The following is a 25,913-nucleotide window of genomic DNA, read 5'->3' on the forward strand; positions in this document are numbered from 1 at the left end:
CACGGCCGGGCATCGCTTGGCCGCCGGGGCGAGTTGCGCTAGCGGTTTTACCGATGTTGCCCACAGGCTTTTCAGCGCGCCGGTAAAATGCGGCTCCATTTACACCTCCTGTCCGATTCCACCGGCGAGACGCTGGAGAACATCGCCAAGGCGGCGCTTGCCCAATATGACGATGTCGAGACGATCCGGCATTTCTGGCCGATGGTCAGGAGCGAGGCGCATCTCGAGCGTATCCTGCAGGAAATCGCGCATAATCCCGGGCTGGTGCTGTTCACCTTGGTCTCGAGCGAGATGCGTCGCGCGCTGGAGACGCGATGTCGTGCGCTCGGCCTGCCCGCAGTGGCACCGCTCGATCCGGTCAACGACGCTCTGTCCAATCTGCTCGGCCAGCAGGCGAAGGCGCGGCCCGGCCGCCAGCACGTGCTCGATGCCGCCTATTTCGCGCGGGTCGACGCGATCCAGTTCACCATCGCGCATGACGACGGCATCGGCTGGGAGAATTGGGAAGAGGCCGACATCGTGCTTGCCGGGGTATCGCGCACCTCGAAGACCCCGACCTCGATCTACCTCGCCAATCGCGGTTACAAGACCGCCAATATCCCGATCGTTCCGGAAAGCCCGCCGCCGGCCAAATTGTTCGAGCTGAAACATCCGATCGTCGTCGGGCTGACGACCAGCGCCGATCGCCTGATCCAGGTGCGGCGCAATCGCCTGCTGTCGCTGAATCAATCGCCGGAGACCGCCTATGTCGATCAGGAAGCCGTGACTCGCGAAGTCGCTTTCGCGCGGCGAATGTTCGCCGACAATGGCTGGCCGGTGATCGACGTCACGCGGCGCTCGATCGAGGAGACCGCGGCGGCGATCGTCGCCTTGATCAACGACCAGACGGGGGACGAATGACGGTGATCCTCGCCTCGCAAAGTGCGTCCAGGCGAGCGATGCTCGATGCCGCCGGCGTCACTTATGTCGCTGAGCCTGCGCGGGTCGACGAAGATGGCGTCAAGGCGGCAATGGCTGGCCAACCGGCGCGCGACATCGCCGACGCGCTCGCCGAACTGAAGGCACTGAAGGTATCGCAGGCAAATCCTACGGCGTTGGTGCTGGGCAGCGATTCGATCGTCGCGCTCGCCGACGGCAGGCTGCTCGACAAGCCGCTGACGCGGGAACAGGCCGGCGATCATCTTCGTGCCATGTCCAATGGCGAGCACGCCTTGTGGAGCGCGGCGGTGATCGCCGAACAGGGTCGCCCGGTCTGGCGTCACGTCGACCGCGCGCGGCTGTTCGTACGGCCGCTGTCGGACGCCTTCATCCAGGCCTATCTCGACCTCGAATGGCCGGCGATCGCCGGCTGTGTCGGCTGTTTCCGCATCGAAGGCCCGGGCGTCCAATTGTTCGGCCGGATCGAGGGCAGCCATTTCACCGTGCTCGGCATGCCGCTGCTTCCGGTGCTCGACTATCTACGCATCCGGGGGGAAATGACGTCATGAAATATGCCGAAGTGATCGGCGACCCGATCAGCCATTCCAAATCGCCGCTGATCCATGGTTTCTGGCTGAAGGCGCTGGGACTCGACGGCGAATATTGCGCCACCCATGTCACGCCCGAGGGGCTGGCCGACTATTTCGCCACCCGCGCGGCCGATCCCGATTGGCTCGGTTGCAACATCACCATTCCGCACAAGGAGACCGCGCTCGCCTTTGTCGAGGATCGCGGTGGGGTTAAGCAATCGATCGGTGCGATCAATCTGGCGTTCCGTTCCGAGGGCGCTTTGGTCGGGACCAATACCGACGCGGCCGGATTCTATGCGCCGATCTCGGGGCTGGATCTCGCCGGCCAGCCGGTGGTGGTGATCGGAGCAGGCGGCGCGGCGCGCGCGATCCTGTTCGCGCTGTCGCGTGTCGGAGTCGGGCGAGTCACGTTGCTCAACCGCAATCCGCTTAAAGGTGCCGCCCTGCTGGCCAGTTTCGGGCTCAAGGGCGATGCGCTCAAGCTGGACGCGCCGCTGCCGCCCGCCGCCTTGCTGGTCAACGCCACCTCGCTCGGCATGGCGGGGCAGCCGCCCCTCGATCTCGATCTGTCGCCGCTGCCGGACGACGCCGTCGTGTACGACATCGTTTATGCTCCGCTCGAAACCGGATTGCTCAAGGCGGCGCGAGCACGCGATCTCGACACGGTGGACGGGCTCGAGATGCTGATCGGCCAGGCGGCGTTGGCGTTCGAACTGTTGTTCGGCGCCGAGCCCCCGCGCGAACGCGATGACGAGCTCAGGGCCCTGCTGACGTCATGAAGACGATCGGCCTCACCGGATCGATCGGGATGGGCAAATCGGCGGTGGCGCAGATGTTCGCCGATGAAGGGATTGCGGTATTCGATGCCGACGCGACGGTGCGCCGGCTGCAGGGCCCCGGCGGCCGGTTGCTGCCGGCGATCGAGGCGGCGTTTCCCGGCACCACCGGTCCGGATGGCGTCGACCGCGCCGAACTCGGAGCGCTGGTGTTCGGTGACGACGCGGCGATCAAGCGGCTGGAGGCGATCGTCCACCCCGCGGTCGGCGAGGAACGCGCCGCGTTTCTGGCACGACATGGCGACGACGACATGGTCGTGTTCGACATTCCCTTGCTGTTCGAGACCGGTGGCGACCGCAATGTCGACCTGGTCGTGGTGGTCTCCGCCGACGCCGCAACCCAGCAGGCGCGCGTCCTGGCGCGCCCCGGCATGACGCGCGACCGCCTCGCCGACATTCTCGCCCGCCAGACCCCCGATGCGGAAAAAAGAGCGCGCGCCGACCATATCATCGCAACCGATTGCCCGATGGATCAAACCCGCGCCGCCGTGCGTAGGGTGATAGCTTGCGTCCGTGCCAGCCAAGACCGATAAAAGGACAAATGCGCGAAATCGTCTTCGACACCGAAACCACCGGCCTCTCCTTCAGCGGGGGCGACCGTATGGTCGAGATCGGGTGTATAGAGATGATCAATCGCGTCGAGACCGGGCGCAGTTTCCACCTCTATTTCAATCCCGAACGGCCGATGCCGGTCGAGGCGTTCCGCGTCCACGGCTTGTCCGACGTGTTCCTGTCCGACAAGCCGCGCTTCCACGAAAAGGTCGACGAGTTGCTCGAGTTCCTGGGCGATGATTCGCGGCTGGTCGCGCACAACGCCAGTTTCGACTTCGGCTTCCTGAACGGCGAGCTCGGCAGGATCGGCCGGGACATCATTTCGCTCGACCGCATGATCGACACCGTGGCGATGGCGCGTCAGCGCCATCCGGGCGCCAAACATTCGCTCGACGCTCTGTGTGCCCGCTACGGCATCGACCGGAGCCACCGCGTGCTTCACGGAGCGTTGCTCGACGCGCAATTGCTGTCGCAAGTCTATGTCGAGCTGACCGGCGGCCGTCAGATCGGCCTGACCCTGGTCAGCGAAATCGAGGAGACGATCGAGATCTCCGTGGTCGAGATCGATCCGCGCGCCGCCCAACCGCGGCCGATGCGTGTGTTCGAGCCGAGCGCGGAGGAACTGGCGCGCCACGCCGGGTTCGTGGCGACGCTCAAAAACCCTTTATGGGGGGCCGAGGCGTCCGGTTGACGCGCGTTGCGAGGGACAAGGCGAATGCGCCACCGTCGCCAAGAATGGAGAAGAGAAAATGGATATCCGTGTCTCGGGACATCAGGTTGAAACGGGCGAAGCGCTGAAGAGCCATGTCCAGGATCGCCTCCAGGGTATTGCGGACAAATATTTCTCGCGCGCCATCTCTGCCCAGGTGACTTTCGGGAAAGGCCCGCACGACAATCGATTCAAATGTGACGTCGTCGCGCACGTCATGCACGGCCTCGTGCTCAAGGCCAGCAACGACGGCAACGACGCGCACGGCGCATTCGACGGATCGGCCGACAAGATCGAGAAGCAATTGCGCCGCTACATGCGCCGGCTGAAGGATCGCAAGGCAGGCACGGCTGTCGTCAACGGCGAGGCCGAAGCCGATGCCAATGCCGGCTACACCCTGTTCCAGGAATCGACCGACGAGGACGAGGCGGGGGATTCGCCACTGATCATCGCCGAAACCCGAGTCGACGTGCCGGAGGCATCAGTGTCCGACGCGGTGATGATGCTCGATCTGCGCAACACCCAGGCGCTGATGTTCAAGAATAGCGGGACGGGGTCGTACAACATGGTCTATCGCCGCGGCGACGGCACGATCGGCTGGGTAGAGCCGCAGCGCGCCAGCTGACGGATAAGGGCATCGTGCGGAAAGCCGATACGGGCTTTCCGCACAAGACGATGCGACCATGATGAAGTAGAGAGCGGGATATGATCGACCTGTCGGACCTGATCCGGCCCGAGGCGGTTGCCGAGGGGCTGGCGGCGGCGAGCAAGAAAATGCTGTTCCAGCAGATCGGCGCGCTGGCTGCGACGGCTTATGGCGTGGACGCCAAGGCCGCGGCCGAGGGGCTCGCCCAGCGCGAGAAACTCGGTTCGACCGGGTTCGGTGGCGGCATTGCCATCCCGCATACGCGGATCGAGGGGATCGATGCGATCCACGGCGTGTTCGTCCGGATGGCACGCCCGATCGATTTCACCGCGGTCGACGATCTGCCGGTCGACCTGGTGTTCGCGCTGTTCTCACCGCCCGATGCGGGGGCCGCCCACCTCAAGGCGCTGGCGCGGGTGTCGCGGCTGCTGCGCGACGTCGCGTTCGTGGCGAAATTGCGCGGCGCGGGGTCGAAGGACGCGCTCTATTTCCTGCTGACCCAGGACGAGGCCAGGGATGCCGCCTGAATCGGGTGGCGTGGATTCGGGTGCCCAGGCGCATTTTCGCGCGCTCGAATCGCTTTATGCCGCGGCCCCGATCAATCAATTGTTCAAATCGCGGCTGGAGATTCCCGAAAGCGGCATCGCGCGAATCCATTTCGAAATCGGCGAACAGCATTATCATGCCGGTGGCGCGGCGCATGGCACGAGCTATTTCAAGATGCTCGACGATGCCGCCTTTTATGCCTGCAACAGCCTCGTCACCGATCGCTTCCTCCTTACCACCGCGTTCAACCTGCTGTTCACCCGGCCGCTGAAAGTGGGCCCGGTGATCGCCGAGGGGAAGTGGGTCAGCGGCCAGCGGCGCGTGTTCGTCGGCGAGGCGCGGCTGATCGATGAGCATGGCGAGGAAGTTGCGCGCGGCACTGGCACGTTCATGCGCTCCTCGATCCCGCTCGCCGGCCTGCCCGGATATCGAAGCTAGCGTGGCCCAGGCGCGGCTTACGACCGGCGCGCTGGTCAATGCGATGGTACGCCGCGCGAACTGGGCAGGCGGCTTCGCCACCGTCCTGGCCAAGGGGGACGCGACCGCCGGCGCCGTGCTAGTGGTCGCGCAGGATCGCGGCCAGCACGCCCGGCTGTGGGAACGCGGGATCGGCCCGAGCGGCAATGTCGAGCTGATCGCCGTCGGGCCGGAAGGTGACCCGCAGGAACTGACCGATTATTGGACGAAACGGCGCCGAAACGATCCCGACCTGTGGGTAGTGGAACTGGATATCCCGCAGGCGGAACGGTTCGCCGCTGAAATGCTCATCGGCGATTGACCTGCTGCGTTGCACAATTAAAGGGCTCATCCACCAATTATCCGCGTTGCGCCGCGATGGGGTGCGATCCCTAACGGTTACGCAGTCGGGTGGTGGTCCGGGCGATCCTATTTCTTGCGATCGCGTCCGCGCCCCAACCGCACTTTAGCAAGTCTAAATGCTGTTTTCCTCTCGCGCCGCGAGCCTCGCGGCGACGTTCATTGCACTAACCACGCTCGCCGGTTTTACCGCATCGAGCAAGGCCCTGGGTGCGGATCGCGATGCGACGCTGATCCCGGCAATCGCCACCACGGCCACTACGTCCGCTATAAACCCGTCAGTCCCCAAGCCGGTTCCATCGATCGAACCGGGCGACAGCGCGACGACGTCCTCCAATGAGGTCCGGACGACGGCGCCGGCCCCCGCGCAGGGGCTCCAGTTCGCCAGCCTGGCCGCCGCAGTCGCCGGGCAGGATGTTGAAGAGGGCGCCGACTCCGAATTGTCGTGCCTTGCCGGCGCGGTTTATTTCGAAGCCAAGGGCGAGCCGCTGTCGGGCCAGCTCGCTGTCGCCAACGTGATCATCAACCGCACCAATTCGGGCCGTTTCCCGCGCACGATCTGCGGCGTCGTCAAGCAGCCGGGGCAATTCTCGTTCATCCGGGGCGGGACGATCCCGGCGATTCGCTCGGCCGCGCAATATCGTACCGCGATGGCCATCGCGCAGGTCGCGATGGACAAGGAATGGGATAATCCCACTCCCGGCGCACTCTATTTCCACGCCCGCCGCGTCTCGCCGGGCTGGGGTCGTCCGCGCGTCGCCACGATCGGCAATCACGTCTTCTTTCGCTGATCTGATGCGTTAGCGCGCATGCGCGGCACCAGCCCGAGCGGGCTGGTACCGCTCGTTTGGCTGCCGCCAAACGAAAAACACGTCTTCACGATGTTCCTGTGATGTTCTAAAGCGAAGAGATGCTCGATGCGTCTCCCCGCTGTCCTCCGACAGGAACCGAGGCGCTGTGCGCGGCTGATGTCGCGCGCGGCGTCATTCGCATGCTCGCCCGCCACGATCTCGCGGCGATGACCGAAGTCCCGCTCGACGGCGGGCGCCGCGCCGACATCATGGCGATCGATTCGCGCGGGCAGATCGTCATCGTCGAGATCAAGGTGTCGCGCGCCGATCTGCTCGGCGACGGCAAATGGTTCGACTATCTCGATCATTGCGACCGCTTCTTCTGGGCGGTCCCCGATGGCTTCGACCATGGGCCGCTCCACGGCGAAGCCTTCCTCCCCGAACGCTCGGGCGTGATCATCGCCGACCGCTACGACGCAGCGATCCTGCGCGAAGCTGCCACTCATCCGCTGAGCACGCCGGGGCGCAAGAAGTGCACCCTCGCCTTTGCCCGCCGTGCAGCGCGTAGGGCTAGCGGCTTGGCCGATCCCGAACTGGGGTTCCTGCTACAGGCCGAGTGAATTTTGAGTCACGCAAAGGCGCTAAGGCACAAAGATTTTTTTCGCGCGGAGGCGCAGAGAGCGCAGAGTTTTAGAGAGCCTCGCTTTGCGAGGCTCGCCGTCCATTCATCGCAAATGAGTCTACCGGCAGCGCAGAGCTGAAACGCCTCTGCGCCCTCCGCGCCTCTGCGAGAAATCGATCCACTCTTCTTTGCGCCTTTGCGCCTTCGCGTAAACCAAAAAATCAATGCCGGAAGTGGCGCATCCCGGTGAACACCATTGCCAGCCCAGCTTCGTCGGCCGCCGCGATGACCTCATCGTCGCGGATCGATCCGCCCGGCTGGATGACCGCGGTGGCACCCGCCTCGACTGCGGCCAACAAGCCATCCGCGAACGGGAAGAAGGCGTCCGATGCAACGGCGGAGCCGATCGTGCGCGGCGTCGCCCAGCCGGCCTTGTCGGCGGCGTCCTTGGCTTTCCAGGCGGCGATGCGCGCCGATTCGAGTCGATTCATCTGCCCCGCGCCGACCCCGGCGGTAGCGCCGTCCTTGGCATAGACGATGGCATTCGACTTGACGTGCTTGGCCACCGTCCAGGCGAACAGGCAATCGGCGAGTTCCTGAGGCGTCGGCTGGCGCTTGGTCACCGTCTTGAGGTCGGCCGCGGTGATCCGGCCATTGTCGCGTCCCTGGACCAGCCAGCCGCCGGTGATCGACTTGACGTCCAACCCGCCCCGCGCCGGATCGGGCAATTCGCCGGTCAGCAGAAGCCGCAGGTTCTTCTTGGCCGCGAACAGCGCCAGCGCTTCCTCGTCGGCGTCGGGCGCGACCACGACTTCGGTGAAGATCCCGGTGATCTGGCGTGCCGTGGCGGCATCGAGCGGCCGGTTCACCGCGATGATTCCGCCGAACGCCGATACCGTGTCGCAGGCGAACGCCTCGGCATAAGCGGTCTCAAGGCTCGCCGCGGTCGCGACACCGCAGGGATTGGCATGCTTGACGATGACGCAGGTCGGCGCGGCATCGCGGAACTCGGCGACGAGCTGGAGCGCGGCGTCGGCGTCGTTGAGGTTGTTGTAGCTGAGCTCCTTGCCCTGCACTTGCCGTGCCTGGCCGATGCCGCGCGCGGAGGGACCGGCATGACGGTAGAACGCAGCCTGTTGGTGCGGATTCTCGCCATAGCGCAGCACCGTCGGCTGGTTGAGCACGACCGGCAGCGTTTCCGGGAACATCTGACCCTGATCGGCGAATCCGAACCAGCTCGCGATCATCGAATCATAGGTCGCGGTTGCAGCGAAGGCCTTGGCGGCGAGCTTCTTGCGCTCGTCGAACGTCGTCTCGCCCTTGTCGAGCAGCGCATAGTCCGCAGGGTCGGTGACGATCGCGACAAAGGCATGGTTCTTCGCCGCCGAGCGCACCATCGACGGACCGCCGATATCGATATTTTCGATGATCTCGTCGCGCTCGGCACCCTTGGCCACCGTCTGGGCGAACGGATAGAGATTGACCACGACCAGATCGATCGCGCCGATCGCATGCTCGTCCATCGCCTTGGCATGTGCGGGATCGTCGCGCACCGCGAGCAGGCCGCCATGGACCATCGGGTGGAGTGTCTTGACCCGCCCATCCATCATCTCGGGGAAACCGGTCAAATCTGACACGTCGCGGACGCTCAGCCCGGCGTCGCGCAGCGCCTTGGCAGTGCCCCCGGTTGAAACCAGTTCAACGCCTTTGGCGGCAAGTCCCGTGGCCAGCTCGACGATTCCGGTCTTGTCTGAAACGGACAGCAGCGCCCGCCGGATGGGGACGATATCGGTGGCCATGGCGATTTCCTGTGTTGGGCTGGGAAGCAGACGCCGCCCCCATTGCCGATCAGGTCGCGCGCTTCAAGGCCCAGCTGATATTCTCGCCGCCCGCCGCCGCCTCGCCGCTCACCACCAATTGCTGGGTGGAGACCGGCCGCCCATCGGGATCGATCCACAAACTTTCTTCGATCGTCAGCGATCCGCCGCGGCAGCGGAATTGCCACAGCCGTCCCGACGGCAAGCGCAGAAGTGCCGCCATGCCGTCAGCGGTCGGCGCCGCCTCGACCCCTGCCCCCAGATGGAAGCGGATCGCGAACGGGATCGTGCCGACCTTGCGCTTGCGCCCGGCCGGCAACAGCATGTCGTCGCCGCGCAATTCGCGGCCGTCGCTGGCCAGCAGCAACTGGCGGCGGTGGAGGAATCCGAACCGACGGGCATAGCCGTCATGGCTCGCCTCCAGCCGGCTGGCGCCGTTGCTCTCCTGCCGCGCCAGTTCGACCTCGGCGACGCCCTTGCCCAACGTCCCGTCGGCGTGGATCGCGGTCGAATTGCTGTCGCCGACCACCAAAGTCGAATGCGCCGCGGTGGTGCGCAGCCCTTCGGACAAGGTCGCCGGGATCTGTGCGATCGCCGAACGGGCGCCGCCGCAATTGACGATCAGCCGCTCGGCGCCGTCGGACATCTCCAGCGCCAGGGTCGAGGCGCAGCCACCTTCGGCCAGCCGTGACACCGGGGGCGGCGCGGCATCGACGATCACCACCGCCTCGCCCTGCGCCAGGCGTTGATAGCCCCAGTCGCGCGCCTGGCGCAGCGGCCGCGCGCGCACGCCGGTCGCCGCAACGATCTCGTCGATCCGCTCGCCGCGGATCGGGCCGCCGCCCTGCCAGCTGGAGAGACCATGGTCGCCGTGGCACACACCCTGCAACGCCGGAACCATCCGGCCCAGCGCGGCGGATAAGGCCGCAGGCGGTGCCAGCCGGCGCGCGGTATAGGCCTCGCGCAACATGGTCAGCAGCATGATGATGTCGACCTGGGCCAGCGGCGCGCGCGCAATCACCCCGCCATCCTCATAGACGGCGCTCTCGATCGCCTTTTCCAGGCCGTCTTCGCCGATCTGGCGGCGCGGATCGCCCCCCGGGATCAGCAGCCCCGCACAGATCACCCCACACCAGGCCGCGATCCGCGCGACCCCGGCGGGCGCCTTGTCGGCGCTGCGATCGAGGTGCCGCGCGCCGCGCGCCAGCGTGTTGAGCACCTTGCTGCGATAGACCAGATCGGACGACGACAGGATCAGCGGTGCGTGCGCGGTCCAGTGAAGAATGCGGCGGCCCCACAATTCCGGCGTCCAGGCGGGTTCGCTGACCTTATCGGCATGGACTTCCAGCCACAGCCGCATGATCGTCTCGGCGATCGGCACGCCGATTGGGCGCGTCGCCACGGTCGACAGGTCGCGCAACCAGGCGAAGCTGTGGAGGTAATGCGCCAGCGGTTTCGACCAGTCGGGCTTGGCGAAATCGAGATCGGCGATCGCCACGCTGTCGCCGCGGAACGCGACCCGACCGTCGAGCAGCGCATTGCCGCGACGCGGATCGCCGACGAACGGATCCTCGGGCACAGCGACCAGCTTGAGCGGATGGCGACCGCGCAGCCGAAACGCATGGAGCGGCGTGCGCCAAGTCAGTTTACGGAAGCGCTCGGCGACGCGGTCGGCAAGCGACAGGCCGGCGCTGCTTCCGATGCGGATCAGCCGCTTGCCTTCGTCGATCCCGTCTGACGCGTGTTCCTCGCTCACCCGTCCCTCAACGCCGCGATGTTGGCGGCATAGGCGCCTGGCCCGCCGCGGAAAGTGGCGGTACCGGCGACCAACGCGTCAGCACCCGCCGCGATTACCTGGGGCGCGGTCTCGCGATCGATTCCGCCATCGACTTCCAGGTCGACATCCAGCCCCTGCTTGTCGATCATCTTGCGGATCGCTTCGATCTTGCGCAGCGCCGAAGGAATGAAGCTCTGCCCGCCAAAGCCGGGATTGACGCTCATCACCAGCACCAGATCGACTTCCTCGAGCAGGTAGTCGAGCGCCTTGGCCGGGGTCTGCGGAGTCAGCACGACACCGGCGCGCTTGCCCAGGCTGCGGATATGGCGAAGGCTGCGATGCGTGTGCGGCCCGGCCTCGACATGGATCGAGATCGTATCGGCGCCCGCTTCTGCGAACTGGTCGAGATAGGGATCGACCGGCGCGATCATCAGATGGACGTCGAGCGGCTTGGCGGTGTGCGGGCGGATCGCCTTCACCACTTGCGGCCCGATCGTGATGTTGGGGACGAAATGTCCATCCATTACATCGACATGAATCCAGTCGGCACCGGCGGCGTCGATCGCGCGTACTTCCTCGCCCAGTTTGGCGAAATCGGCACTCAGGATCGACGGCGCAATACGGACGGGCTTGGACATGGCTTGCTCTAACCGGCCCTCGCGAATCGGGCAATGAAGAAGCCGTCGCATCCGCCCTGCTCGGCCAGCGCGCCTGGCAGAATGCGTACCCAGCCGCGCGGATCGGGCACGATTCCGGCCGGCAGCTCGTCGGCGCGGACCGGATCGATCGCGAAATCGGGATTGGCGGCGAGGAACGTCTCGACTTGCTCCTCCCCTTCCTCGCGCTCGAGCGAGCAGGTCGCGTAGACCAGCTTGCCGCCCTTCTTCACCCAGCCTGCCGCCTGGACCAGCAATTGGCGCTGAAGATGCGCCGCTTCCTCGATGATCGCCGGGTGGACGCGATGAAGCACGTCGGGATGGCGGCGAAAGATTCCGGTCGCGCTGCACGGCGCGTCGAGCAAAACCGCGTCGACCGGCGCCGGCGGCGACCAGAAAGCGACATCGGCGGTGACGATCTCCGCGCTGAGCCTGGTACGCGCCAAATTGTCGCGGAGTCGTGCCAGACGACTTTCCGACGCGTCGACCGCGGTGACCGACCATCCCGCGGCGGCCAGCTGCATTGTCTTGCCGCCGGGTGCGGCGCATGCGTCGATCACGCTCCCCTTCCCCGGGCCGAGCAAACGGGCCGGGATGGCGGCGGACAAATCCTGCACCCACCAGTCGCCCTCGGCGAAGCCCGGCAGATCGGGGATCGCGGTGCCGCGCGGCAGGCGGCGCTGGCTGGGCATCAGTTCGAGGCCTTCCGGCCCCTCTTCGCCGCGCAGCGTGAGGTCGACCGGCGGCGGTTCGGCCATCGCGCGCCGCGCCGCCAGCACGACATCGTCGCCCCAGGCGGCTTGCCAACGCAGGGCGACCGCGTCGGGCAAGGTCGGCGGTTCGGGCAGGGTTGCCTTGCGCCGGTCGAGCGTGCCGAACACGCCATGGACCAATTTGCGCGGGCCCCCATCGACCAGCGGCAGTACGGTCGAGATCGCGGCATGCCCCGGCGTTCCCAGTCGCAGCGACTGGGCGAGCGCGATGCGCAGCGCGAACCGCGCCTTGGCGTCATGCGGCAATGGCCGCTGCGTCGCCGAATCGATCAGCGCGTCGAGGTCCGGCAGATGACGCAACACTTCCGACGCGATCGCCCGCGCCAACGCGCGGTCGTTATCGGCCTTCAGACTGGACAGCACGCGCGGCGCGGCTTGATCGAGCGTCTCGCCGCGTCGGAGCACGGCGTCGAGCAGACGAAGCGCGGCCTGGCGCGCGGGAACGCCGGGGGGAAGCGAGGAATTAGACAAGCAGGAAATATCCGATCGTAAATAATGCAGCGATCGCGGCAAGCCAGACGATCAGTCCGAGGAGGACGGCGGGCACATAGCCGACCGGGCGATCCGGCCGAAATGCTTTCAGGATGAGCGCCCCGGTCCCCCAGATCAGGCTGTCCAGAACCGTGTCGATAAAAAGATCTGCTATGAAACCGCCCAACAGGCCCTCCGGCACGATCGGCACTTGCGCCGGTCCTTTGCTGCGCCGATGTGGTTCGTCGACGATCAGCGTTCAATCAATGGACCCATCATGCCCCGTCCCCCGTACGTCAAGCCGCCCGCTTATCTCACGCCCAGCCCGCCGGTGCCTGAGCCGGAGAAGGTCGAGCCGTCGGAGAAGGATCCGCTCGACAAGGATCCGACACGATACGGCGACTGGACGCTGAAAGGCATCGCGGTCGATTTTTAACCTTCGTCACCCCGGCCTTGTGCCGGGGTCCACCGGGCGGCAAGCCGGGGAAAAAGAGCTCTAGCTGCTCGCTAACCTGCGTAGTGGATGCCGGGACGAGCCCGGCATGACGACAAGATTTTGATCTGCTCGATCATGCATAGCCATTCCGGTCGCTTCGACGCCATCTTTGCCGGCGCCAAACGGTTTCGGCCAGGAAGGCGACCTACCACTCCTCCACCCACGCCGTCAGCAAGGTGTGCGCGATCGCATAATGCGGCGGCGACAGGAACGGGGCGGACGGATCGCCGGCCAGCGACTTGCGGACGTCCTCGCGGCTGACCCACATCGCATCCTGCAGCTCATGGGGATCGATCGTGATGACGTCGTCCTCCGCTTCGCCGATACAGGCCATCATCAGCGATGACGGGAACGGCCAGGGCTGGCTGGCGACGTAGCGGACGTTGCGCACGCGCACCCCGGCTTCCTCGAAAATCTCGCGCGCGACCGCTTCCTCGATCGACTCGCCCGGCTCCATGAACCCGGCCAGCGCCGAATAGCGCCCCGCCGGCCATTGCGGCCCGCGTCCGACCAGCGCGCGGCCCGAATGTTCGGCGATCATGATCACCACCGGATCGGTGCGCGGGAAATGCTCGGCGCCGCAGTTCGGACACGAACGGCCCCAGCCGGCGCGGATCATCACGGTCTGCGTCCCGCAATTGGCACAGAATTGATGGCGGCTGTGCCAGTCGAGCACGCTGCGCGCCGCGGCATAGGTCTCTGCTTCCTCCGGCCGCATCAGGTCGAGCGCACGGAACAGGCTCGGCGAGCGCCCAGCCGGCGCGCGCATACCCGGGACATAAGCGGCGAAATGCGGCTTGCCTTCGAGCAGCCCCAGTAGGACCAATTCGGCATCGTCGGGCGCGTCGGCCAGGCTGGTCCAGCCGAGCGTGCCGTCCTCCGCCACCTCTGGCTCGAAATTGTCGAGCTTGAGCAGCCTGGCGCGCCAGTCGCCCATCGCCGCCGCCAGTTTCTCGGGATCGTGACGCAGCGGATCGGCCCGGTCGAGTGGGCTGCCGGTAAAGCCGGGGCGAATCATTTGGCCCGGAAACGCTGCATGTCGCTGATCAGCGCCTTCACCGTCTCGTCGCGGATCGGCCATTTGTCGGCGGGGAAGTAATTGACCATGATCGTGCCGCGGATCTTCTTGACCGGATTGACCCAGGCTGCGGTGCCGGCGGCTCCGCCCCAGCCGTACGTGCCCGCGCCCATCGAATTCGCCTTGTCCTCCAGCACCACCGATCCGCCAGCGCCGAAGCCCATCTTGGGGCCCGCGGTTCCGCCGGTGGCGCCTGCCACGCCGCCGAACTCGACACCGGCGGGGAGGAGGTTCGACATGGCGAGCCTGGCGGTCTCCGGCTTCATGATGCGGACGCCGTCCAGCTCGCCATAATCCTGCAGCATGTGCAGGAACCGGTCATAGTCGCGCGCCGACATCACCAGTCCGGCGCCGCCATAGGGAAAGCTGGGCGGCGACAGATAGGCCGAGGTTGCGGCCGGATCGATCGCGAAGAGCTTGTTGCCGGGCAGGAAGGCGTAATTGGTCGACAGCCGTCCGACCTCGCTCGACGGGACCGTCCAATAGCTCGACGTCATCTTGAGCGGATCGAGGATGCGCGTCTGGACGAAGGCGTCGAAACGCATCCCGCTCGCCTTCTCGATCACCGCGCCCATCAGGTCGAGCCCGATCGAATAGCTCCACTTGGTGCCGGGGTCGGCGATCAGCGGAACGCTCGCCACGCGGTCGGCGAATTCCTGCAGCGATGTCGGGCGCGTCTTGCGCGCATCGACCTCCATCGCCGCGTTGACCTGGCCGGGGGTGATGCCCTTGTCCATGTAAAGCTGGAGCAACGGGCCCTTGGTGATGATGTTGTAACCCAGGCCGGCGGTGTGGGTCAGCAGATTGCGGACCGTGATCGGGCGCACTGCCGGGCGGCTGTCGATCGTATTCTCGTTGAGCTGGACGCGCATGGTCTTGAACGCGGGCAGGAAGTCGCTGATCGGCTCGTCGAGCTTCATCTTGCCGTCCTCGATCAGGATCATCGCCGCCATCGCGGTGATCGGCTTGGTCATCGAATAGACCCGCCACAGGCTGTCCGGACCGGCCGGCGCGGCATTGGCGTCGGTCGCGATCTTGCCCGAGGCGACGAAGGTGGTGGGCAGGTCGCCGGCCCCGAACGCGCCAACGATGCCGGGCATCTCGTTCTTGGCGACATACGAATCGTAGAGCGCCTGGGTCTCGGGGAGAGGCGGTGCCGGTGCGCCAACGGGGGCGGCGGCCGATATCGGCAAGGCCACCTGCTGCGCGGCGGCGGCACCGACCAGCAATGCGATCGTGGCGGTAGCGGTAAACAAGGGGGTCACGCGCATCGTCAAAGCTCTCCCGTCGCTCTAGCGGCCTTGGCGAAGACAGTCGGCAGACCGGCTTCTCCAAGCGACTCGATCGGCCACCATTCGGCGCCGTCGGGCGCTGCATGGCGGTCGACGACGGCGCTCGCAAGCGCCAGCTGCAATCTGAAATGGGTAAAGACGTGTTCGACGCGCCCCGCCAGCATCTGCCAATCGGCCGGGAGCGGGGCGTCGGCGAGGCCCGGCGCCGAATCGGTCCAGGGCCCGGTCGGCAGCGCGCGCATGCCGCCGAGCAGGCCCTTGGGCGGCCGCCGTACCAGCAGCACGTCACTACCGCTTCGCGCCCAGAAGATGGTGCCGTGGCGCGTCGGCTTGCCCGCCTTTGCCGGCTTGACCGGATAGGCCTCCTGGTCGCCGGCCGCATTGGCCGCGCATCCGTCGCGCAGCGGGCAGAGCAGGCATTTGGGTGCGCGCGGCGTGCAGATCGTGGCGCCCAGGTCCATCATCGCCTGGGCGAAATCGCCGGCGCGCTCGTTCGGCGTCAGCGTCGCGGCGGCGGGGCGGATCGCGGCCTTCTCCTCCAGCCGGAACAATCGCGCGACCACGCGCTCGACATTGGCGTCGACTACGGTCGCGGGCGCGCCGAACGCGATCGCGGCGATCGCGGCGGCGGTATAGTCGCCGATCCCGGGCAGCGCGCGCAGCTCGGCCTCGGTGCGCGGAAAGGCCCCCTTATGCTCGGCGACGACGGCGCGCGCGCAGGCGACGAGGTTGCGCGCCCGGGCATAATAACCCAGCCCTGCCCATGCCGCCATGACGTCGGCCTCCTCCGCCTGGGCCAGGCTGGCGAAATCGGGCCAGCGCGTGACCCAGGCGGCGAAGCGCGGACCGACCGCCGCGACGGTGGTCTGCTGTAGCATCACTTCGGACAGCCAGACGCGATATGGATCGGCGGTTTCGCCGGGTCCCGCGCGCCATGGCAGGGTGCGGCGATGTGCGTCGTACCAACGCAACAATGCCGGCGCGACAAAACCTGACAAGGATGGTGCGGAAGGAAGCTTGGCGGCCACCCCGCGGCTATGGCATGGATGGCCGAATGAGCAAGCGCGCCACTCCCAAAGGCCCGACGAAACCCGCGCCGGAACCGCGTCGCGGTGGACCGGCGCGCGCTGTCGGCGACTTGCTGCCCCAGGTCGGCGGGGCGGCGTTTCGTCGCTTCGGCTTCGTCCAGTCGGGAATCGTCACGCGCTGGGCGGAAATCGTCGGACCCAAATATGCCGGCGTGTCGTCGCCCGAATCGATCCGCTTCCCGCCGGGCAAGAAAGCCGAGGGCGTGCTCACCGTTACCGTGAAGGGCGCGCATGCGGCGATGATGCAGCATATCGCGCCGGAGATCGTCGAGCGGGTCAACCGTTTCTTCGGCTATGCCGCGGTCGCCCGGCTCAACCTCAAGCAAGGCAGGATCGCCGAGCGCCCGTCCCGCGCCGCGCCGCCCAGCCTGCGTCCCGCGCCGACCCCGCCGGCCGAACTCGGCCCGGGGCTGCGCGCGATCGCCGATCCCGAATTGCAGGCGGTGCTCGCGGCGCTCGCCGCCGGCGTCGCGGGCAATCGCGGCATCCCCGTCCTTGGGCCCATCAAAGTGCCCGTCATCGGAAAGACTGAAAAATGATCCGTTCGTTGCTGGTGCTGGCATTGATTGCCGGACTGCCGCTTGCCGCCGGTGCCGCGACCAGGGCGCCGGCGAAAAAGACCGCCCCGGCCAAGCGCGCGCCGGCCAAGGTCAATTGGGTCAATGTCGTCGCCGCGACGCCCGAAGGCGGAATGCGGATGGGCAATCCCAATGCCAAGGTGAAGCTGATCGAATATGGCTCGCGCACCTGCCCGCATTGTGCGCTGTTCGCCAAGGAAGGGCTTCCGGTGCTGAAGGCCGGGCCGATCGCCGCGGGCAAGCTTAGCTACGAATTCCGCGACTATCCGGTGCACGGCTCGCTCGACCTCGGGCCCATCCTGTTGGGCCGCTGCGTCTCGACCGCCCAATTCTTTCCCCTGCTCGATGCGATGTTCGCCAATCAACAATCGCTGCTGGCCAAGTTCCAGGCGGCGGCGGCCAAGACCCAGGGCATGGCCAACGCCACGCCCAACCAGATCGCAACCAGCCTGGCCACGGACCTGGGCTATGTCGATTTCGTCAAACGCCGCGGCATGACGGCGGCGCGGGCCCAGGCCTGTCTCGCCAGCACCGCCGGCGTCGATCGCATCGTGGCGATGACCGATGCCGCCGAGAAGCAATATTCGGTCAACGGCACGCCGACCTTCACCATCAACGGCACCAAGGCGGAGAATGTGTTCGATTGGGCCCATCTCCAGCCGTTGCTCGCCGCCGTCGGCGTCTGAATTTTCCCAAGGGAGTAGTATATGAAGATCTCGCCCCTGTTCGCCGCTCTGCCGCTCCTGGCGCTCGCCGCCTGCGGCGGGTCGGGCAACGACGCCAACAGCTCGACCCCGGCCGCCCCGGTCGCGGCCAAGCCGGCGCCCGCCGGCATGTCCTGGGTCGACACGGTGGTGAAGACGCCCGAAGGCGGCTTCCGGATGGGCAATCCCGACGCGCCGCTCAAGATCGTCGAATATGGATCGCGCGCCTGCCCCTATTGCGGCAAGTTCGACCAGGAAGGCTTCCCGGCGCTCAAGGAAAAGTACATTTCCGCCGGCAAGGTCAGCTACGAATTCCGCGAATATCCGGTCCACGGTCCGCTCGACCTCGGCCCGATCCTGCTCGGCCAATGTTCGGGCGACACCGCGACCTTCTTCCCGATCCTCGATCAGATGTTCGCCAACCAGCAGACGCTGCTCGCCAACGAACAGCAGGTCTCGGCCAAGGTCCAGGCGGCGCAGGGCGCTACTCCCAACCAGGTCGCGACCATGTATGCCGAAGGCCTGGGTTATCTCGATTTCATGAAGCAGCGCGGCCTGCCCGAGGACAAGGCACGCGCCTGCCTCAACGACAAGGCGGCGATCGACAAGCTCGTCGAGCGCACCAAGTTCGCCAACGACAAGTTCCAGATCAGCGGCACGCCGACCTTCATCATCAATGGCGAGAAGCTCAACGATGTCGGCGACTGGGCGACGCTCGAACCCGTGCTCAAGGCACGGGGCGCCTGATCGCTGATCGCGCCGGGGGGCCGCTGAACGGATGCAGATCAAACGGCTGAGGCTGTCGGGGTTCAAGAGCTTCGTCGACGCGGCCGATCTCCGCATCGAACCGGGGCTGACCGGCGTGGTCGGCCCCAATGGCTGCGGCAAGTCCAATCTGCTCGAGGCATTGCGCTGGACGATGGGCGAGAACAGCCCGAAGTCGATGCGCGGCGCAGGGATGGACGACGTCATCTTCGCCGGTACCGACAAGCGTACCGCGCGCGACTTCGCCGAAGTGTCGATCCTGGCCGAGATCGACGGCAGCGAGACCGAGGTGGTGCGGCGGATCGAGCGCGGTGCGGGATCGGCCTATCGCATCGATGGCCGCGACGTCCGCGCCAAGGACGTCGCCTTGCTGTTCGCCGACGCCGCGACCGGCGCGCATTCGCCGGCTCTGGTCAGCCAGGGGCGGATCAGCGCGGTGATCTCGGCGCGGCCGACCGAGCGCCGCGCGATGCTCGAAGAGGCGGCGGGGATCGCCGGCCTCCATGTCCGCCGCAAGGATGCCGAGCAAAAGCTGCGTGCGACCGAAGCCAATCTGTTGCGGCTCGACGAGATTATGGCCGACCAGGAAGCGCGCGCCTCTGCGCTGCGGCGCCAGGCACGCCAGGCCGAGCGCTATCGGTTGCTGTCGGACCAGATCCGCGTCGCCGAGGGTCGGATGATCTTCGCCCGCTGGCGCGACGCGGCAGCGGCGGCCGATGCCGCCAAGGCCGAGGCTGCGCAATGTGAGGAAAAGGTTGCGGCCGCGGCCGAGGCGCAGCGTGCGGCGACCGCGCACCAGCATGCCGCGGCGCAAGCACTGGGCGATGCCCGCGCAGCGGCCACTGCGGCGCGAGAGGCGGCGAGCGACGCCGCCCACGCCCTCGCTGCGCTGCGCGCCGAGCATCAGGGCGCCGAGCGACGGATCGCAGAACTGGCCGATCAGCGTGGCCGCATCGGTGAGGACCGCGCGCGCGAAGGCGCGCTGGCGGTCGACGCCGCCGAGGCGCTGGCGCGGCTCGACGCCGAGACGAAATTGCTGACGAGACGTGCCGACGAGGCGGCGGGGCGGCTGCCCGCGCTCGACGCGACGTTGGCGGAGGCCGAGCGCGCGGCACGCGATGCCGATGTCGCGCTGGCGCAAGCGATGAGCCGGCAGGCCGCCGAACTCGCCGATGCCCGCGTTGCCGACGCCGCGGTGGCGGCGGCCAAAGCGCGGCACGACCGTGCGCTGCGCGACCAGACGACGCTGGCGGCCGAGCAAAGGGCATTGGGCGATGCCGCGCCGCTGCGCGAGGAGCGCGAGCGGGCGATCAAGGCGCGTGCCGACGCGCTCGAATCGACCGAGACCGCGCGCGGCGCCCGCGCCCGGGCCGATGCCGACGAACGCGCCGCGCAGGAAGCGCGCGACGCCGCCGAACAGGCGCGCGCCGCTGCCCGCGCCGAACTCGCCGCGATCGAGAGCGAGGTGCTCGCGCTCGAAAAGACGACGCGGCCGTCGGGACGCGACAAATTGCTCGACCATGTTCGCGCCGCGCCGGGCTACGAACGCGCACTGGCGGCGGCTTTGGGCGACGACCTCGAAACCGGGCTCGATGCCAAGGCCGATCGCTATTGGGCCGGCGCCGAGCCGAAGCCCGGGGACCCGTCGGCTGGGGGGCTAACCCGGCTCACCGACCATGTCGAGGCGCCGGCGGCGTTGGCACGGCGATTGGCGCAGATCCTGGTCGCCGAACAGGACGATCAGCGCACGCTCGCGGTCGGACAACGGCTGGTGACGCTGGGCGGGATGCTGCGGCGCTGGGACGGCTATGTCGCCAGGACCGGCGGTGCGGCGGCGGCCGAACGGCTCGAACGGATCAATCGCCTCGCCGCGCTCAACAAGGCGCGGCCCAAGGCGCAAGGCGCGGTCGAAAAGGCCAACGCCCAGCTCGACGACGCCGAGCGCTGCATCGCCGCCGCGCGCGCCGATGCCCAGGCGGCACGCGCCTCGCTCGAACGCGCCGAACATGCCGCGCGTGAGGCGAGCCGCGCAGAGGACCGCGCCACTGCCCAACTCGAACGGATCGAGGCGCAGCGCGCCGATCTCGATACGCGGGCGCGCCGGGTAGCAGCCGAAGCCGGTGAGGCCGAAGCCGAACTGGCGCGTGCGGAAGCGGCCCGCGCTGCCTTGCCCGATGGCGCCGACACGCGCGCCGCGGTGGCGCAGCTGCAAAGCGAGGCCGAGGCACGCCGGGCGCACGCCTCCAATGCGCGTGCCGACCGCGCCCAACTCGACCGCGCGGTCGCTGCCGACCGCGAGCGGCTGGCCGCGGCCGAGGGCGAGCAGAAAGGCTGGAAAGCGCGCGCCGGTGAGGCGGCCAAGCGCATCGCCGACATGGACAAGCGTGAGGCGCAGCTCGCCGCCGAAGCCGAGACGGCGGAAGCGCGTCCCGCGCAGCTCGCGGTGCAGATTGAAGAGCAGGAAGCGCGCCATGCCGAGCTGCGCGCCGCCGCGGACACCGCGGCGGTGACCGAGCGCGCGGCCGAAGTGCGCGTCCGCGACACCGACGAGGTAGGCCGGATCGCTGCGGAAGCGCTGTCGCTGGCGCGAGAAGCGCGCGCCGGGGCGACCGCGCGCGCCGAAAACCAGGATATCCGCCGGATCGAGATGGCGCGGCTGTCGGGCGAGCGCTTCGCCTGCCCGCCGCCCCTGCTCGGCGAGCGGGTCGGGTTCGATCTCGACCAGGTCGGCGATCCGCAGGACGAATCGGTCAAGCACGACAAATTGCTGATCGATCGCGAGCGGCTCGGACCGGTCAATCTGGTGGCCGAAACCGAACTCGCCGAGCTCGATTCGCAGCGCACCGATGCCGCCGCCGAGCGCGACGAGCTCGGCCAGGCCGTCGCCCAGTTGCGCGGCTCGATCGGCACGCTCAACCGCGAAGGGCGGCAACGCCTGCTCGCCGCGTTCGAGGCGGTCAACGGCCATTTCCAGCGGCTGTTCACGACCCTGTTCAATGGCGGCGCGGCGCGGCTCGAACTGGTCGATTCGGACGATCCGCTCGAAGCCGGGCTGGAGATCATGGCGCAGCCCCCGGGCAAGAAACTGCAATCCCTGACCTTGTTGTCGGGCGGCGAACAGGCGTTGACCGCGGTCGCCTTGATCTTCGGCCTATTCCTGACCAATCCCGCGCCGATCTGCGTGCTCGATGAGGTCGACGCGCCGCTCGACGACGCCAATATCGAACGCTTCTGCGACCTGCTCGACCGCATGACCCAGGAAACCGCGACGCGCTATCTGATTGTCACGCACAATGCGGTGACGATGAGCCGCATGCACCGTCTGTTCGGCGTGACGATGGTCGAACGGGGAGTGAGCCGGCTGGTGTCGGTTGACCTGGGTGGCGCGGAGAGTTTGCTGGCGGCGGAATAAGGCGCGCCGCCGAAGATTGCAGCGGAGCTGAAATCAAGGCCGAGGCGCGCCCGGCCGGCGGCGCTGTAAGCGCCGTCCGACGACGCGGGCTTGGCCCGCGGCGGGGCTCAGCTCTCCACCACCTCCGGCAACAGCAACTTCCCGAACACCAGCTTGATCGCCACGAATACCGCCGCCGCGCCCAGGATCGCGCCGACATGGATTCCCCAGAAGCGCCCGGCCGGCATGATCTCCAGCCAGCCGCCGACCACGCCGACCAGATAATTGGCCAGCGCCAGGAACAGATAATAGATGCCGACCACCGTCCCCGAAATCGCCCGCGGCGCAGCGCGCGAATAGAGCGCAAGGCTGACCGGAAAGACGTTGGCGAAGCCGAGATTGTTGAGCGTGTTGACCGCGAGCGCGACCCATAACGCCGGCTTGACGCCGGTCGCCTCGTGACGGCTCGCGACGATCATCACCAGGAGGAAGGCGGAGGACGAGATCAGGCAGCCGATGATCAGCTTGGTGATCTCGTCGGGCTCGCGCCAATGCCGCGCGTACCGGCGCCAGAACGCTACTGCCCCTGCCAGCGTGACGAACCCGGTAAAGGCGTCGAACGAGACCAGGAACGAGGTCGGCATGCGGTGGCCGAACAGCATGAATTCGTAGGAGCGGTCGGCCCAGACCAGATAGGCGTTGAACATCTGCTGGTTGCCGATCGCGCTGACCGCCAGCACCGGGACCATGAACAGCAGCAGGATCAGCACGACGATATCCCGCCGCGTCATCGCCGCCCGTGGCGCGGCCGATACGCTCGCTGCTCGCCGCTCGGTCAGCGGATCGGGCGGCAGATGCCGGCGCCCGGCCAGATAGATGACCAGACCGATCACCATCCCGACGCCGGCCGCGCCGAATCCCCAGTGCCAGCCAACTTCCTCGCCCAAGGCGCCGCAGACCAACGGCGCGAAGAAGGCGCCGAAGCTGATGCCGATATAATAGATCTGGAACGCATCGGTCGCGCGGCCGTCGCCCGGCGCGTAGAGCGCACCGACCTGGCTCGCCAGATTGCCCTTGAGGCAACCGACGCCGAGCACCAGCAACAGCAAGGCGAACAGGAACGATATGTCGAACGCCATCAGGAAATGGCCCGCGGCCATCAACAGCGCGCCGATCGTCACGGTCAGCGTCTTGCCCAGCCAGCGATCGGCCAACAGCCCGCCCAGGATCGGCGTGACATAGACCAGCATCGTGTAGGTGCCGAAAATGTGCGAGGCGAGCGCCTGGGTATTGGGCGGCGCGCCATAGATCCCCGCCAGCACAGCGCTGAACCAGCCGAAACCCACGATCCGCTCGACATGCGGCGTCAGCAGCAGCGCCTTGACCATGTAGAGCACCAGCAGGGTTTGCATGCCGTAATAGGAAAAGCGCTCGAACCCCTCGGTGAAGGCGATGACCGGCAGGCCGACCGGATGGCCCAGGAACTCGCGACGATGCGGCACATCGACGGGCCGCGACCCGGCATCCGGTTCTTCGATCGTCACGCACCCACTCCCACTCGAAAGGACGAGGCTAGGGCGACGGCGCCGTCGGAGCAATGGGCCAAGGTCCGAGGATCATTCCCGCCGATGAGCCGAAATAGGTCACGCAAAGGCGCGAAGGCGCAAAGGGAAAGGGTTTTCGCGCAGAGGCGCAGAGCTGTTTAGCGATAGGCGTCCCCGCGCGATCAAATTCGAACGATCGATTAAGGAGCCTCGCATGGCGAGGCTCAGCCGATGATCTCAGCGCCCTCTGCGCCTCTGCGCGAACCGTCTTCGCGCCTTAGTGCCTTGGCGAGAAAAAATTACGACCGGGCAAGGCGGCCGGTTTCGGTCATCATCCCGGCTGTCTCGCTATGGTTTTCCATCGTATCGTACACCAGCTGATCCGGTGGGAGGGAGGCGGATGATGCGACCGGTACTTCGCCTTGCGTTCGCGATGACCGCGGCGACATTGCTGTCGAGTTGCTGGTGGGTCGGCCCTCCCTTTTACAAAGGCGATCCCGCCGATGCCGGCCCGGTCCGGCCCGGTGTCTACAAGGTCGATCTGCTCGGCGACGGCAAGCCTGCGCACTTCTATCGGGTCGCCTGGCAACCAGACGGAACGATCCTTACGACGCCGCTCCGGCCGCGAAAGGACGAGAAGTCCTCCCGCGTCATCATGGTGCGGTTCGCGGCGACGGGGCGCGATCTGTGGATCGTCCAGGACTTGGCCGACGAAGACAAGGCGGAGGTGTCCTATGGGCTGGCCGAATTGCGCGGCGACGTCTTGTGGCTCGCGCCGGTGATCGATTGCGACACAACAGCGGACATCGTTCGCTCCGCCGGCGGCGAGGTCGAAGAGCCGGCAACCACCAATGTCGAGGATGCCGACGTGGCGCCCTCGGACAATTCGACCCAGGCCGAACCGGCGGCAGGCTCCAAGCCGAGCGGCGGGGCGACATGCCATTTCAGGGACCGGGCCTCGCTTGAGCGCGCGCTTCGTGCTTATGTCGCGACCAATCCGCGATTTGCCGAGCGGATACGCCTCAAGAGGATCGGTGATTGACCGCTGCGACCGACGACACGAGCTTCCTCGGCCACCCGCGCGGGGTCGTCTATCTCGCCTTCACCGAATGCTGGGAGCGGTTCAGCTATTACGGCATGACGTCACTGCTGACGCTCTACATGGTCCAGCAATTGTTTCTGCCGGGTCACGCCGAGCATGTGCTGGGGCTGGCTGCCTTGCGGCACGTGTTCAGCTGGCACGGGACACTCAGCGACGTCGCCTTCGCGTCGCTGATCTACGGCTGGTATGGCGGGCTGGTCTATTTCACCCCGATCCTCGGCGGCTGGATCGCCGATCGCTGGTTGGGGGCGAAGGTCACCGTCATCATTGGTGCCTTGCTGATGTGCGCCGGGCATCTCGCGATGGCGTTCGATACCTCGTTCCTGCTCGCTTTGCTGCTGCTGATCCTCGGTTCGGGTTGCCTCAAGGGCAATATCTCGGCGCAGGTCGGCGAGCTTTATCCGGCCGAAGCGGAATCGCGGCGGACGCAAGGCTACACGATCTTTTCCGCGGGCATCAATGTCGGCGCGATCCTGGGGCCGTTGGCGTGCGGCGTGCTGGCCGCAGCCTATGGCTGGCATGCCGGGTTCGGCGCGGCCGCTGCGCTGATGCTGCTCGCCTTGGTCATCTATCTCGCGGGCCAGCGCCATCTGGCCGGTCGCAGCCCGCGCGCCGACCGCGTCGCACTGCCGCCCATGACTCCGGCCGAGCGCAAGCGGATGTGGCTGCTGATACTGGTCGCCGCGATGACGCTGTTTCCCAACGTCGCCTATCCGATGATCTGGAGCATCGGCGTGCTATGGGTCGATCAGCATGTCAGCCTGTGGACGTCATTGGGCGACGTGCCGCCCTCCTGGTTCAACTCGATCGATCCGTTCGCCTCGGTCGTCGCGGTGCCGCCGCTGGTCGCGCTCTGGGCGTGGCAGGCGAAGCGCGGTCGCGAGCCGTCCGACGTCGTCAAGATGGCGATCGGATCGCTGCTGGCCGGTGTCTCGGCGTTCGTGCTCGCCGTCGGCGCATTGCTGACCGGGCCGGACGGCAAGACCGCCGTGGGGTGGGCGCTCGTCGGGTTCTTCGGGATGGGCGTCGCCTTCCTCTATTATTGGCCGGTGCTGCTCGCGCTGATCAGCCAGGCCGCGCCGAAGCAGGTCACCGCGACCATGATGGGCGGGGTGTATCTGTCCTTCTTCCTGGGCAGCGTGATCATGGGCTGGGTCGGCAGCTTCTACGACACGATGAGCCCCGCCGCTTTCTGGGCGCTCGACGGGTCGATCGGGCTGGTCGGCGGGCTGCTGATGCTGGCGATTGCGCGGCCGCTTGCGCGGGCGCTGGAGCCGGTGTCGGACGGGGACGCCGGCGCGCGCTGAGACTCCGTTCGAAAACGCGCTGAGGGGCGCGTTTCGCGGCACCAGCCC

27 protein-coding genes are annotated in these 25,913 nt (G+C 67.0%); 18 read left to right on the forward strand and 9 right to left on the reverse strand.

All coding sequences use genetic code 11. The annotated features are described in order from the left end of the window. Window positions 1–87 precede the first annotated feature (87 nt). From SPR01S_RS11030 to SPR01S_RS11080, 11 genes are all read left to right on the forward strand, one after another. The gene (locus SPR01S_RS11030) at window positions 88–900 is read left to right on the forward strand and encodes a pyruvate, water dikinase regulatory protein (RefSeq protein ID WP_066589417.1); all 813 of its coding nucleotides are present in this window, start codon (window positions 88–90) and stop codon (window positions 898–900) included. Beyond that, window positions 897–1,487: a Maf family protein gene (locus tag SPR01S_RS11035; protein ID WP_084251110.1), complete on the forward strand. Its 591-nt coding sequence runs from the start codon at window positions 897–899 to the stop codon at window positions 1,485–1,487. Before SPR01S_RS11030 ends, SPR01S_RS11035 begins: the two co-directional genes overlap by 4 nt. Beyond that, a complete protein-coding gene (aroE, locus tag SPR01S_RS11040; RefSeq protein ID WP_066589422.1) occupies window positions 1,484–2,287 on the forward strand; it encodes a shikimate dehydrogenase in 804 nt (267 codons plus the stop codon). Before SPR01S_RS11035 ends, aroE begins: the two co-directional genes overlap by 4 nt. Continuing rightward, window positions 2,284–2,877 (forward strand): dephospho-CoA kinase, encoded by a 594-nt coding sequence (gene coaE / locus SPR01S_RS11045; protein WP_066589425.1) that lies wholly within the window; start codon window positions 2,284–2,286, stop codon window positions 2,875–2,877. Before aroE ends, coaE begins: the two co-directional genes overlap by 4 nt. Window positions 2,878–2,885: 8 nt before the next feature. Beyond that, window positions 2,886–3,587 (forward strand): DNA polymerase III subunit epsilon, encoded by a 702-nt coding sequence (dnaQ, locus tag SPR01S_RS11050; protein ID WP_066589428.1) that lies wholly within the window; start codon window positions 2,886–2,888, stop codon window positions 3,585–3,587. A gap of 58 nt (window positions 3,588–3,645) precedes the next feature. After that, window positions 3,646–4,230: a ribosome hibernation-promoting factor, HPF/YfiA family gene (gene hpf / locus SPR01S_RS11055; RefSeq protein WP_066589431.1), complete on the forward strand. Its 585-nt coding sequence runs from the start codon at window positions 3,646–3,648 to the stop codon at window positions 4,228–4,230. Between the two features lie 80 nt (window positions 4,231–4,310). After that, the gene (locus tag SPR01S_RS11060) at window positions 4,311–4,778 is read left to right on the forward strand and encodes a PTS sugar transporter subunit IIA (RefSeq protein ID WP_066589434.1); all 468 of its coding nucleotides are present in this window, start codon (window positions 4,311–4,313) and stop codon (window positions 4,776–4,778) included. Beyond that, on the forward strand, window positions 4,768–5,235 hold the full coding sequence (locus tag SPR01S_RS11065) for a PaaI family thioesterase (RefSeq protein ID WP_066589437.1): 468 nt from the start codon (window positions 4,768–4,770) through the stop codon (window positions 5,233–5,235). The genes SPR01S_RS11060 and SPR01S_RS11065 overlap by 11 nt, the downstream gene beginning before the upstream one ends. 43 nt (window positions 5,236–5,278) lie before the next feature. Then, window positions 5,279–5,575 carry a DUF1491 family protein gene (locus SPR01S_RS11070; RefSeq protein ID WP_066589505.1) on the forward strand — a complete coding sequence of 99 codons (297 nt, stop codon included), beginning with the start codon at window positions 5,279–5,281 and terminating at the stop codon, window positions 5,573–5,575. Between the two features lie 157 nt (window positions 5,576–5,732). Beyond that, window positions 5,733–6,404, forward strand: a complete 672-nt coding sequence (locus SPR01S_RS11075) for a cell wall hydrolase (RefSeq protein ID WP_066589444.1) — start codon at window positions 5,733–5,735, stop codon at window positions 6,402–6,404. Window positions 6,405–6,523: 119 nt separating this feature from the next. Continuing rightward, window positions 6,524–7,024 carry an MmcB family DNA repair protein gene (locus tag SPR01S_RS11080; RefSeq protein WP_066589447.1) on the forward strand — a complete coding sequence of 167 codons (501 nt, stop codon included), beginning with the start codon at window positions 6,524–6,526 and terminating at the stop codon, window positions 7,022–7,024. A 223-nt stretch (window positions 7,025–7,247) separates the two neighbouring features. Here SPR01S_RS11080 and purH read toward each other — a convergent pair whose 3' ends face one another. Genes purH through SPR01S_RS11105 form a run of 5 tightly spaced genes read right to left on the reverse strand, consistent with a single transcriptional unit; the run spans window position 7,248 to window position 12,731 of the window. Then, window positions 7,248–8,825, reverse strand: a complete 1,578-nt coding sequence (purH, locus tag SPR01S_RS11085; protein ID WP_066589449.1) for a bifunctional phosphoribosylaminoimidazolecarboxamide formyltransferase/IMP cyclohydrolase — start codon at window positions 8,823–8,825, stop codon at window positions 7,248–7,250. 49 nt (window positions 8,826–8,874) lie between these two features. Beyond that, entirely contained in the window at window positions 8,875–10,599 is a 1,725-nt protein-coding gene (locus tag SPR01S_RS11090) for a heparinase II/III family protein (protein WP_066589452.1), read from the reverse strand. Then, window positions 10,596–11,258, reverse strand: a complete 663-nt coding sequence (gene rpe, locus SPR01S_RS11095; RefSeq protein WP_066589454.1) for a ribulose-phosphate 3-epimerase — start codon at window positions 11,256–11,258, stop codon at window positions 10,596–10,598. Before rpe ends, SPR01S_RS11090 begins: the two co-directional genes overlap by 4 nt. An 8-nt stretch (window positions 11,259–11,266) precedes the next feature. Beyond that, complete coding sequence (locus SPR01S_RS11100; RefSeq protein ID WP_084251112.1) at window positions 11,267–12,520, reverse strand: RsmB/NOP family class I SAM-dependent RNA methyltransferase; 1,254 nt, start codon at window positions 12,518–12,520, stop codon at window positions 11,267–11,269. Further along, window positions 12,513–12,731: a hypothetical protein gene (locus tag SPR01S_RS11105; protein ID WP_066589462.1), complete on the reverse strand. Its 219-nt coding sequence runs from the start codon at window positions 12,729–12,731 to the stop codon at window positions 12,513–12,515. Before SPR01S_RS11105 ends, SPR01S_RS11100 begins: the two co-directional genes overlap by 8 nt. Window positions 12,732–12,797: 66 nt before the next feature. Between SPR01S_RS11105 and SPR01S_RS11110 the strand changes: the two genes are divergently transcribed. Further along, complete coding sequence (locus SPR01S_RS11110) at window positions 12,798–12,956, forward strand: DUF1674 domain-containing protein (RefSeq protein ID WP_084251116.1); 159 nt, start codon at window positions 12,798–12,800, stop codon at window positions 12,954–12,956. Window positions 12,957–13,161: 205 nt separating this feature from the next. Here SPR01S_RS11110 and nudC read toward each other — a convergent pair whose 3' ends face one another. The 3 genes from nudC to SPR01S_RS11125 are packed head-to-tail and all read right to left on the reverse strand — an operon-like array spanning window position 13,162 to window position 16,414. After that, a complete protein-coding gene (nudC, locus tag SPR01S_RS11115) occupies window positions 13,162–14,034 on the reverse strand; it encodes an NAD(+) diphosphatase (protein WP_066589468.1) in 873 nt (290 codons plus the stop codon). Next, the gene (locus tag SPR01S_RS11120) at window positions 14,031–15,365 is read right to left on the reverse strand and encodes a serine hydrolase domain-containing protein (protein ID WP_066589470.1); all 1,335 of its coding nucleotides are present in this window, start codon (window positions 15,363–15,365) and stop codon (window positions 14,031–14,033) included. Before SPR01S_RS11120 ends, nudC begins: the two co-directional genes overlap by 4 nt. Window positions 15,366–15,367: 2 nt before the next feature. Then, entirely contained in the window at window positions 15,368–16,414 is a 1,047-nt protein-coding gene (locus SPR01S_RS11125) for an A/G-specific adenine glycosylase (protein WP_439646730.1), read from the reverse strand. Window positions 16,415–16,428: 14 nt separating this feature from the next. Here SPR01S_RS11125 and SPR01S_RS11130 point away from each other — a divergent pair, with 14 nt between their 5' ends. Genes SPR01S_RS11130 through smc form a run of 4 tightly spaced genes read left to right on the forward strand, consistent with a single transcriptional unit; the run spans window position 16,429 to window position 21,933 of the window. After that, window positions 16,429–17,013 carry a DUF721 domain-containing protein gene (locus SPR01S_RS11130; RefSeq protein ID WP_066589477.1) on the forward strand — a complete coding sequence of 195 codons (585 nt, stop codon included), beginning with the start codon at window positions 16,429–16,431 and terminating at the stop codon, window positions 17,011–17,013. Beyond that, window positions 17,010–17,738, forward strand: a complete 729-nt coding sequence (locus SPR01S_RS11135; protein WP_066589479.1) for a thioredoxin domain-containing protein — start codon at window positions 17,010–17,012, stop codon at window positions 17,736–17,738. Before SPR01S_RS11130 ends, SPR01S_RS11135 begins: the two co-directional genes overlap by 4 nt. A 21-nt stretch (window positions 17,739–17,759) precedes the next feature. Continuing rightward, the gene (locus SPR01S_RS11140) at window positions 17,760–18,503 is read left to right on the forward strand and encodes a DsbA family protein (protein WP_066589482.1); all 744 of its coding nucleotides are present in this window, start codon (window positions 17,760–17,762) and stop codon (window positions 18,501–18,503) included. Window positions 18,504–18,534: 31 nt separating this feature from the next. Beyond that, a complete protein-coding gene (smc, locus tag SPR01S_RS11145) occupies window positions 18,535–21,933 on the forward strand; it encodes a chromosome segregation protein SMC (protein ID WP_066589484.1) in 3,399 nt (1,132 codons plus the stop codon). Between the two features lie 107 nt (window positions 21,934–22,040). Here the strand turns inward: smc and SPR01S_RS11150 are convergent, their stop codons facing one another. Then, window positions 22,041–23,456: a peptide MFS transporter gene (locus SPR01S_RS11150; protein WP_245661953.1), complete on the reverse strand. Its 1,416-nt coding sequence runs from the start codon at window positions 23,454–23,456 to the stop codon at window positions 22,041–22,043. Between the two features lie 403 nt (window positions 23,457–23,859). Here SPR01S_RS11150 and SPR01S_RS11155 point away from each other — a divergent pair, with 403 nt between their 5' ends. Both SPR01S_RS11155 and SPR01S_RS11160 read left to right on the forward strand, forming a co-directional pair. Beyond that, a complete protein-coding gene (locus SPR01S_RS11155) occupies window positions 23,860–24,498 on the forward strand; it encodes a hypothetical protein (protein ID WP_157082162.1) in 639 nt (212 codons plus the stop codon). Next, entirely contained in the window at window positions 24,495–25,865 is a 1,371-nt protein-coding gene (locus SPR01S_RS11160) for a peptide MFS transporter (protein WP_066589490.1), read from the forward strand. The genes SPR01S_RS11155 and SPR01S_RS11160 overlap by 4 nt, the downstream gene beginning before the upstream one ends. Window positions 25,866–25,913 lie beyond the last annotated feature (48 nt).

This window comes from Sphingomonas pruni NBRC 15498 (assembly GCF_001598455.1).
Classification (GTDB): Bacteria; Pseudomonadota; Alphaproteobacteria; order Sphingomonadales; family Sphingomonadaceae; genus Sphingomonas; species Sphingomonas pruni.